The organism is Herbaspirillum sp. B65, assembly GCF_000333555.1.
GTDB classification, from domain to species: domain Bacteria; phylum Pseudomonadota; class Gammaproteobacteria; order Burkholderiales; family Burkholderiaceae_D; genus Herbaspirillum; species Herbaspirillum rubrisubalbicans.
In genome coordinates, this window is record NZ_BADI01000725.1 from 1 (window position 1) to 7,549 (window position 7,549).

8 protein-coding genes are annotated in these 7,549 nt (G+C 65.0%); 2 read left to right on the forward strand and 6 right to left on the reverse strand.

Annotated features, from left to right (window positions below; all coding sequences use genetic code 11):
• Nucleotides 1-11 precede the first annotated feature (11 nt).
• Nucleotides 12-518, forward strand: a complete 507-nt coding sequence (locus I5W_RS17060; protein ID WP_252717070.1) for an ankyrin repeat domain-containing protein — start codon at nucleotides 12-14, stop codon at nucleotides 516-518.
• A gap of 89 nt (nucleotides 519-607) precedes the next feature.
• Here the strand turns inward: I5W_RS17060 and I5W_RS17065 are convergent, their stop codons facing one another.
• From I5W_RS17065 to hpnD, 3 genes are all read right to left on the reverse strand, one after another.
• Nucleotides 608-1,750, reverse strand: coding sequence for an alpha-hydroxy acid oxidase (locus I5W_RS17065; RefSeq protein WP_044530116.1), 1,143 nt, complete (start codon nucleotides 1,748-1,750; stop codon nucleotides 608-610).
• A gap of 196 nt (nucleotides 1,751-1,946) precedes the next feature.
• Nucleotides 1,947-3,278 carry a hydroxysqualene dehydroxylase HpnE gene (gene hpnE, locus I5W_RS17070; RefSeq protein ID WP_044530117.1) on the reverse strand — a complete coding sequence of 444 codons (1,332 nt, stop codon included), beginning with the start codon at nucleotides 3,276-3,278 and terminating at the stop codon, nucleotides 1,947-1,949.
• Between the two features lie 20 nt (nucleotides 3,279-3,298).
• Nucleotides 3,299-4,132, reverse strand: a complete 834-nt coding sequence (hpnD, locus tag I5W_RS17075) for a presqualene diphosphate synthase HpnD (RefSeq protein WP_044530120.1) — start codon at nucleotides 4,130-4,132, stop codon at nucleotides 3,299-3,301.
• 338 nt (nucleotides 4,133-4,470) lie between these two features.
• On the opposite strand from hpnD, the gene I5W_RS17080 reads away from it, so the two are divergent.
• Nucleotides 4,471-5,310, forward strand: coding sequence for an HDOD domain-containing protein (locus tag I5W_RS17080; RefSeq protein WP_017450385.1), 840 nt, complete (start codon nucleotides 4,471-4,473; stop codon nucleotides 5,308-5,310).
• A gap of 87 nt (nucleotides 5,311-5,397) precedes the next feature.
• Here the strand turns inward: I5W_RS17080 and hpnC are convergent, their stop codons facing one another.
• From hpnC to I5W_RS17095, 3 genes are all read right to left on the reverse strand, one after another.
• A complete protein-coding gene (gene hpnC / locus I5W_RS17085; RefSeq protein ID WP_044530118.1) occupies nucleotides 5,398-6,207 on the reverse strand; it encodes a squalene synthase HpnC in 810 nt (269 codons plus the stop codon).
• A 37-nt stretch (nucleotides 6,208-6,244) separates the two neighbouring features.
• Nucleotides 6,245-6,529, reverse strand: coding sequence for a hypothetical protein (locus I5W_RS17090; RefSeq protein WP_044530119.1), 285 nt, complete (start codon nucleotides 6,527-6,529; stop codon nucleotides 6,245-6,247).
• A gap of 261 nt (nucleotides 6,530-6,790) precedes the next feature.
• A partial coding sequence (locus tag I5W_RS17095) for a calcium-binding protein (protein ID WP_044530121.1) occupies nucleotides 6,791-7,549 on the reverse strand: 759 nt, incomplete at its 5' end.

Genomic DNA, 7,549 nt, shown 5'->3' on the forward strand with positions numbered 1-7,549 from the left:
ACTGATGCAGCGTGGCTGGGGCCAACCTGATCGAGCCCAAGCGCGGCTATACCGGCCTGATGCTGGCCATCCGCGAGGATTCGATGAAGGCCTTCGACGTGCTGGTCAATGCCCCGGACGTCAACCTGGAAGCCCAGGCTACCAATGGCGATACGCCGCTGATGCTGGCTTCGTTCTACGGCAACGTCCCGGTGGTCAAGCTGCTGTTGGCGCGCCAGGTGGAAGTGAATCGGCCCGGCTGGACCGCCTTGCACTATGCCGCCATCAATGGCAGCTCGGAAATCGTCAAGCTGTTGCTGGACGCCTCGGCTTATGTGGACGCCGAATCGCCCGACGACAAGATGACCCCGGTCATGCTGGCCGCCATGCGTGGCCGGGTGGCCGCAGTCGAAGTGCTGCGCGACAATGGCGCCGACCTGAGCTTGAAGAACAAGGATGGCCTGACCGCCATGGACCTGGCCAAGCGCTACGGTCAGGATGGCGTGATCGATGCCTTGAACGAAAAGCCGCGCCAGTAAGCCTCACCGCCTGCCTAACGGCCCTCTAACGCCAACGTCCCGGCCACCTTGCGCTGGACCGGGACGTTGGCTTGGCAACAGCTCAATGATTAGCGGATCAGGATCTGCGGTCCCACATCCTTGATGTCCTTGGTGCCGGTCAGGGCCATGCTGACATCGAGTTCCTTGCGCATGATCTCCAGCATCTGCGACACCCCATCGCCGCCCATGGCGCCCAGGCTGTAGAGGAAGGCGCGGCCGATCATGGTGCCGCGTGCCCCCAGCGCCACCGCCTTCAACACATCCTGGCCGGAGCGGATGCCGCCGTCGAACCAGACCTCGATCTGGTCGCCCACGGCCTGGGCAATGGCCGGCAGCGCTTCGATGGAAGACATGGCTCCATCGAGCTGGCGCCCGCCATGGTTGGACACCACGATGGCGTCGGCCCCGCTCTGCACGGCCAGCTTGGCATCCTCAACGTCGAGGATGCCCTTCAGAATCAGCTTGCCGCCCCATTGCTGCTTGATCCAGGCCACGTCATCCCAGTTCAGGGTCGGGTCGAACTGGCTGGCGGTCCACTTGGAGAGGGTCTGCACGCCACCGGCGCCTTCCCCGCCCTTGATGTGGCCGGCCAGGTTGCCGAAGGTCTTGCGCCCGCCCAGCGCGCGCAGCGCCCAGCCGGGCTTGCTGGCCAGGTCCAGCAGGGTGTCCAGGGTCAGCTTGGGCGGCACCGACATGCCGTTCTTCAAGTCCTTGTGGCGCTGGCCCAGGATCTGCAGGTCCAGCGTCAACACCAGCGCCGAGCACTTGGCGGCCTTGGCGCGCTCGATCAGCGACTTCACGAAGCCACGGTCACGCATCACGTAAAGCTGGAACCAGAAGGGCTTGCTGGTCACGCTGGCCACGTCTTCGATGGAGCAGATGCTCATGGTGGAGAGGGTGAAGGGGATGCCGAATTTTTCGGCGGCGATGGCGCCCAGCATCTCGCCATTGGCCCATTGCATCCCGGTCAGGCCGGTTGGGGCGATGGCCACCGGCATGGTGACGTCATGGCCGATCATGGTGCTGCGGGTGCTGCGTTCATCGACGTTGACGGCCACGCGCTGGCGCAGCTTGAGGGCGGCCAGGTCGCGGCTGTTGGCGCGGTAGGTGCTCTCGGTGTAGGAACCGCTGTCGGCGTAGTCGTAGAAGGCCTTGGGCACGCGTTTCTTGGCCAGCAGGCGGAAGTCTTCGACACAGGTCATGACCGGCATAGTGTTTTCTCCGTTGTTATTGATTATCCGTCGGGCGCGGCGTGTTGCCGTGCCAGGCAGTGGGCTAGCAGACACGCACCGGAATCGGGATTGCGGACGGGGAACTGCAGATTGACCGACATCCTAGTGCATCCCCGCAAGCGTTGGGGTGAATCCCTTTGCATCACCGATGAAAATTTTGGGGGCGGCTAGGCGGCTAGGCGGCGAGCAGGCGGGCTGCGGCCAAGCCGCTGCGCACGGCCCCTTCCAGCGTGGCCGGATAGTCGCCGGCCACGTAATCCCCAGCCAGCGCCAGACCGGCTGGCATGGCGGCATTGTCGGGACGTTGCAGGCCGGGCGTGCAGGCAAAGGTGGCGCGCTTTTCGGTGATGACCCGGCGCCACTGTGGCGTGGCCAGCGCCGGCAGGGCAAAGTCGGTCGCCAGTTGGCGCGTGATGCCAGCCGCGAGGGCCGCGTGACCCTCGGCAATGGCCTGGCCGGCCGCACTGACCACCACCGCCAGGCAACCCGCCGGGCCGCCCAATTGCCCGCGATCGAAGACGAACTGGCCCCAGGCCTGGCGCGGCGCATCATCGGCCAAGGCCAGGAAGGGCGCGGGCAGGCGCACACTATCCGGGTATTGCAGGTAGCAGGTGGTGATGGGCTCATGCCGCAGCGCCTGCAGCAAGCCGGTGTCATGCTGGCCCGCCAGTAACTGCGCGGCAGCCTCTGGCCCGGTGGCCAGCACCACCCCGGCGAACTGGCCCAGGTTCTCGCCGGCGCGGTCTTGCAGCCGCCAGGTATGCGCTTCATTGCCCGGCAGCAGGCGGCCGACCATCACGCCGGTGTGCACCAGTGCACCGCGCTGCTCCAGGTAGGCGGCAGCGGCATCGGGCAGCAGCGCGCCCAGGTCCAGGCGCGGGATCAGCATGTCGGAGGCGGCCCGGCGCGCGCCCAGGCTGTCGCGCAAGACGTTCAGGAAAACTTGGGCCGAGGCCTGCTCCGGTGCGGTATTCAAGGCGGCGATGCACAACGGGCGCCACATCAGGCGGATCAGGCGCGGGGTCTGTTCAAAGCGCTCCAGCAGCTCGGTCACGCTGCAATCCTGGTGCAATTGCCAACCCATCCAGCGCGCCGTGGTGGAAAAGCGCGCCAGCGCCATCTTGTCGTCGCGGGCCAGCCCCTTGGCGCGCCACAGGGCCACTGCCAGGTGCCAGGGCGCCGGCAGGCGCGGGGCGACGAAATCCATGCCCTCGCTGCCGGCAGCCAGCGGGTAGCGCATCTGCAAGGGCAGGCGCAGCAGTGCCCTGGCTGGATCGACCCCGACCTGTTTCATCAGCGCCAGGGTGGCGCGATACGCGCCCAGCAGGATGTGCTGGCCATTGTCCAGCACCTGCCCATCCAGTTCCACCCGGCGTGCCCGCCCGCCCAGGGTACGCGCAGCCTCGAACAGGCTGACCCGATGGCCGCCCGCGGCCAGCGCCACGGCCGCGGCACAGCCGGCCCAGCCGGCGCCGATCACGGCATGGTGGCGTGGGGCGTTATGCATGGAGTGAGCAAGCGTGGCGTTCAGCCGAAGACATAGGTCTTCCAGGCCAGCCACAGCTTGCGGATGGGCGTCAGGGAAATGCGCTGGTTGAGCACCTGGTAGCCGTCGCGGGCGATTTCATCGAGCAGGGTGCGGTAGATGGCGGCCATCATCAGGCCGGGGCGCTGGGCGCGGCGGTCTTCTTTGGGCAGCAGCGCAAAGGCTTCGTCGTAGACCGCCTGGGCGCGCTCCACCTGGAACTTCATCAATGCCTGGAAACGCTCGCTGTGGCGGGCGTTGAGGATGTCGGCGGCGGTCACGTTGAATTGCTGCAACTCGTTGACCGGCAGATAGATGCGGCCCTTGCGACCATCCTCGCCGACGTCGCGGATGATATTGGTGAGCTGGAACGCCAGCCCCAGCTTTTCGGCAAAGAGCAGGGTGCCGGGCTGGGTATGGCCGAAGATGCTGGCCGAGAGCACCCCCACCACGCCGGCCACATGCCAGCAATAGCGCTGCAGGCCGGGATAGTCGAGGTAGCGGCTCTGGTCCAGGTCCATTTCCATGCCATCGATGATGGCTTGCAGGTGCTCGCCCTTGAGCTGGTAGCTGGCCATGTGTGGATGCAGGGCCTTGGTCACCGGATGGGTCGGCTGGCCTTCCAGCATGGCGGCGATTTCCTTGCGCCACCACATCAATTTGGTGCGGGCCACCATCGGATCTTCGATTTCATCGACGGTATCGTCGACTTCGCGGCAAAAGGCATACAGCGCCGTAATGGCCAGCCGGCGCGGCGGCGGCAGGAACAGGAAGCTGTAGTAAAAACTGGAACCGCTGGCGGCGGCCTTCTGCTGGCAGTATTCGTCTGGAGACATGGGTGCGTGGCGGCGGTGGAGGCGGGCCGGGGCAGCCATTTCGGCGCCTTTCGGCAAAGGCGCTATGCTAGCCGAGTGCGCAGCGCAGGGCAAATGCCGGCTGGTGCCGTGCGTACTTCGGTCAGGCTTCTATTGCGGCTACCCGCGTTGTCCTTTAAGCTCAAGCCAAGGTAATCCCGGAAAACAAATTCACATCCCATCAAATCCGGCTGAATGTTGCCGATAATCAGAGGGAGCAGGATCAAGCGCAGCGCGCCGCGCGGGTCGGCCATCCCGCAGGGCGTAGCAAATCGGCAACCCGACCCCTCCCGGACGGCGTTCTGGAGGCAGGAGACATCATGGACAGACTGGAAATCTTTCGCAATATCGCTTCGCAGGCAGGTCGCGGCGAGCTGGTATTCCCCGCCAACGTCAGTGCCTCGATCAAGCTGCAAAAGGCGCTGGCCGACCCCGACTGCCACCTGGAGCTGGCCGCCAAGCTGGTGATGGCCGAGCCGCTGGTCTCGGCGCGCACCGTGGCCATTGCCAACTCGGCGGCCTACAACCGTTCCGGCGGGGAGATCAACAATGTGCGCGCGGCCGTCATGCGCCTGGGTTTTCGGACCCTCAACACCATCACCACCTCGGTGATCGTGCGCCAGCTCGGCCGCACCATCAACAACCCCGGTATGCGCATCAAGTCGGCCCAGTTGTGGGAACACTGCGCCCACGTGGCGGCCATTGCCTATGTGCTCACCTCCAAACTGACCAAGGCCGATCCGGAAACGGCCATGTTCGCCGGCATCGTGCATGAGGTGGGCGGCTTCTACCTGCTTTCGCGCACGGATGACTTCCCCGGGCTGCTCGACGGCGGCACCGAAGACTGGATGGAATATGGCGAGAAGATGATCGGCCGTGCCGTGCTCAAGAAGCTCGGCGTGCCCCAGCCGGTGGTGGACGCCATCGAATCGCTCTGGCACGGGGTGCGCGTGCTGCCGCCGCAGACCATCGGCGACGTGCTGTTGCTGGCCAAGGAACTCTCGCCGGTGCCGTCGCCGCTGCATCGTACCGTGGTGGCCGAGGCCGGCATCGGTGGCGAGAACCCGGTCGATGACTACATCGGCGACCATTCCCTGCGCGAGATGCTGGACGATTCGGAAGAGCAGATCCGTACCTTGACGGCGGCCTTGCTGGTCTGATCCCGCCGCATTGTCCTGATGGGCTGCCAAAGCCCCGCCTGGCCTGCGTGCCAGCCGGGGCTTTTTGCCGGGCGCAGCTTACATCCCTTACATCCGCAGGCCGCGCCAGCCCACCAGCAGCCAGTCCAGCTTGCCCAGCTTGGGGCGATGCTGGAAGACATCCCCTTGCACCGCCTCGATGCGCTCCAGGATCCGCAGGCCGCCTTGCACCACCATCCGCAATTCCAGCCCGATGCGGCCCGGCAGCCGCCTGGCCAGCGGTGCGCCCGCGAGCATCAGGGCGCGTGCGCGTTCGGTCTGGAAGCGCATCAGTTGTTGCCAGCGGAGATCCACGCAGGCCTGGGCGATATCGTCCGGACTGACGCCAAAGTGTTCCAGGTCTTCCAGCGGAAGGTAGATGCGCGCCTTTTGCCAGTCGATGGCGACATCTTGCAAGAAGTTGATCAATTGCAGGGCGCTGCAGATGGCGTCTGAATCGCGCAGATTCTCTTCATTTTCTGCGCCGTAAAGGTGAAGCATCAGGGTTCCCACCGGGTTCGCGGAGCGACGGCAGTAGTCCAGCAAGTCCTGGTAATGCGGGTAACGCGTGGTCACCACATCTTGCCGGAAGGCCGAGAGCAGGTCGCGCAAGGGCTGCAAGGGCAGGGCGTATTGCGCGATGGTCTGTTGCAGGCGCTGCAACAGCGGCAGGGTACACGGCACCTGGGCCGCGATCAGGTCGAGCTGGGCCTCATAGGCTTGCAGCGCGGCCAGGCGTTCGGCGCTGCTGGCTTCACCTTCGTCGGCAATGTCGTCGGCGCTGCGCGCAAAGGCATAGATGGCCGCTACCGCTGGTCGCAGGCGGGCCGGCAGCAGCAGCGAAGCGACCGGGAAGTTCTCGTAGTGATCGACGGCCATCAGAGTAGCTCGCAGGGAGGGCGCGGACGGGCCGGGCTTAGTCGAACTTGTCCTTGAGCAGCGCCTCGATGGTGGCGATGCGGGTTTCCACCGTCTCCAGCAGCGCCTTGGGCATGGTGCCCCCGGCATCGAGTTGCGCGGCCAGCGAGCGGGCGATGCCCATGGCGCCTGCGGTGAACTGCTTGCCATCCTTGGACAGCACGGCGGCAGCCGTGAAGAGGGTGGAGAACAGGATCTGGTCGGCGGTATTGTTTTCGATGAACTTGTTGAGTAGCGCGTGGTGGCTTTGCTTCAAGGCGTCGAATTCTTCCTGGGTGGGCATGGGTGGTCCTCCGATGATGAGACGGCACGGCAGCATGGCCGGCAAAGGCGCGGATTGTAGCAGTTAAGTGCGGGAGGACGATGAAACCGGCTGCAACTGGTGCGAAGGGCCCCGGATCAGGCCAATTTCGCCACGATATGAAGGTTTTTGCAGGCCAGGCCGGGATACCGCCCTGAGACGGCATCCCTGTTGGCGGCAGGTGAAGCTTTCTTTCGACATCTCCAAGCTACCCACACCGACTGGACAGCCCGGCCCGCAGGCTCAATGACTGATGGTCAGCAGCACCTTGCCATTGCCGCCCTGGGTGGTCGGCCAACTGGTCTGGGTGGCCGCTGGCGGCGCGAAGCTGGCCATGGCTTGCACCAGCTTGTCGACGTCGCTGTCGTAGAGGGTCTTGCCATCGGCGGTCTTGATGCGTTCGACATGGTGGTCGCTGCCGCTGTCGCCGCCCACGTACCAATCCTTGACCAGCACCTGATCCGTTGCACCCATCACATCGATGCGCAGGTCGTTGCCGGCCTTGCGGAACCACAGGTTGCTCTGTTTGGCGTCGCTGAAGGTGAGCGTATCCAGATTGCCCTTGGTCGCGTCGTGGTCATAGAGCACATCCTGTCCATCGCCCTTGGCAAACGCGTAGCTGTCATTGCCGGCGCCGCCGATGAGCAGATCGTTGCCTTTGCCACCGGTGAGCACGTTGTTGCCGCGATTGCCGACCAGGATGTTGTCCAGTTCATTGCCGGTGGCGTCCAGGTTTTGGTTGGCCAGCTTGATGGGAGCATCGGTGGTCACGGTATCGGCCCCATAGACGTTGGTGGCCTCGCGCAAGCGCTGCAGCGTGACGAAGCGGCACATGTCGCTGCTCAGGCCGCGCCCGGAGTCGGCGATATAGAAGCCGACGATCTTGCCGCTGGCGGCCGAACAGGCCACGCCGGTGACGGTGATGGCGTGGTCGCTGTACTGCTCGTTGTCTTCATGCAAGTCCCACAGCTTGCTGGCGCTCACGCTGATGAGACGCCCTGC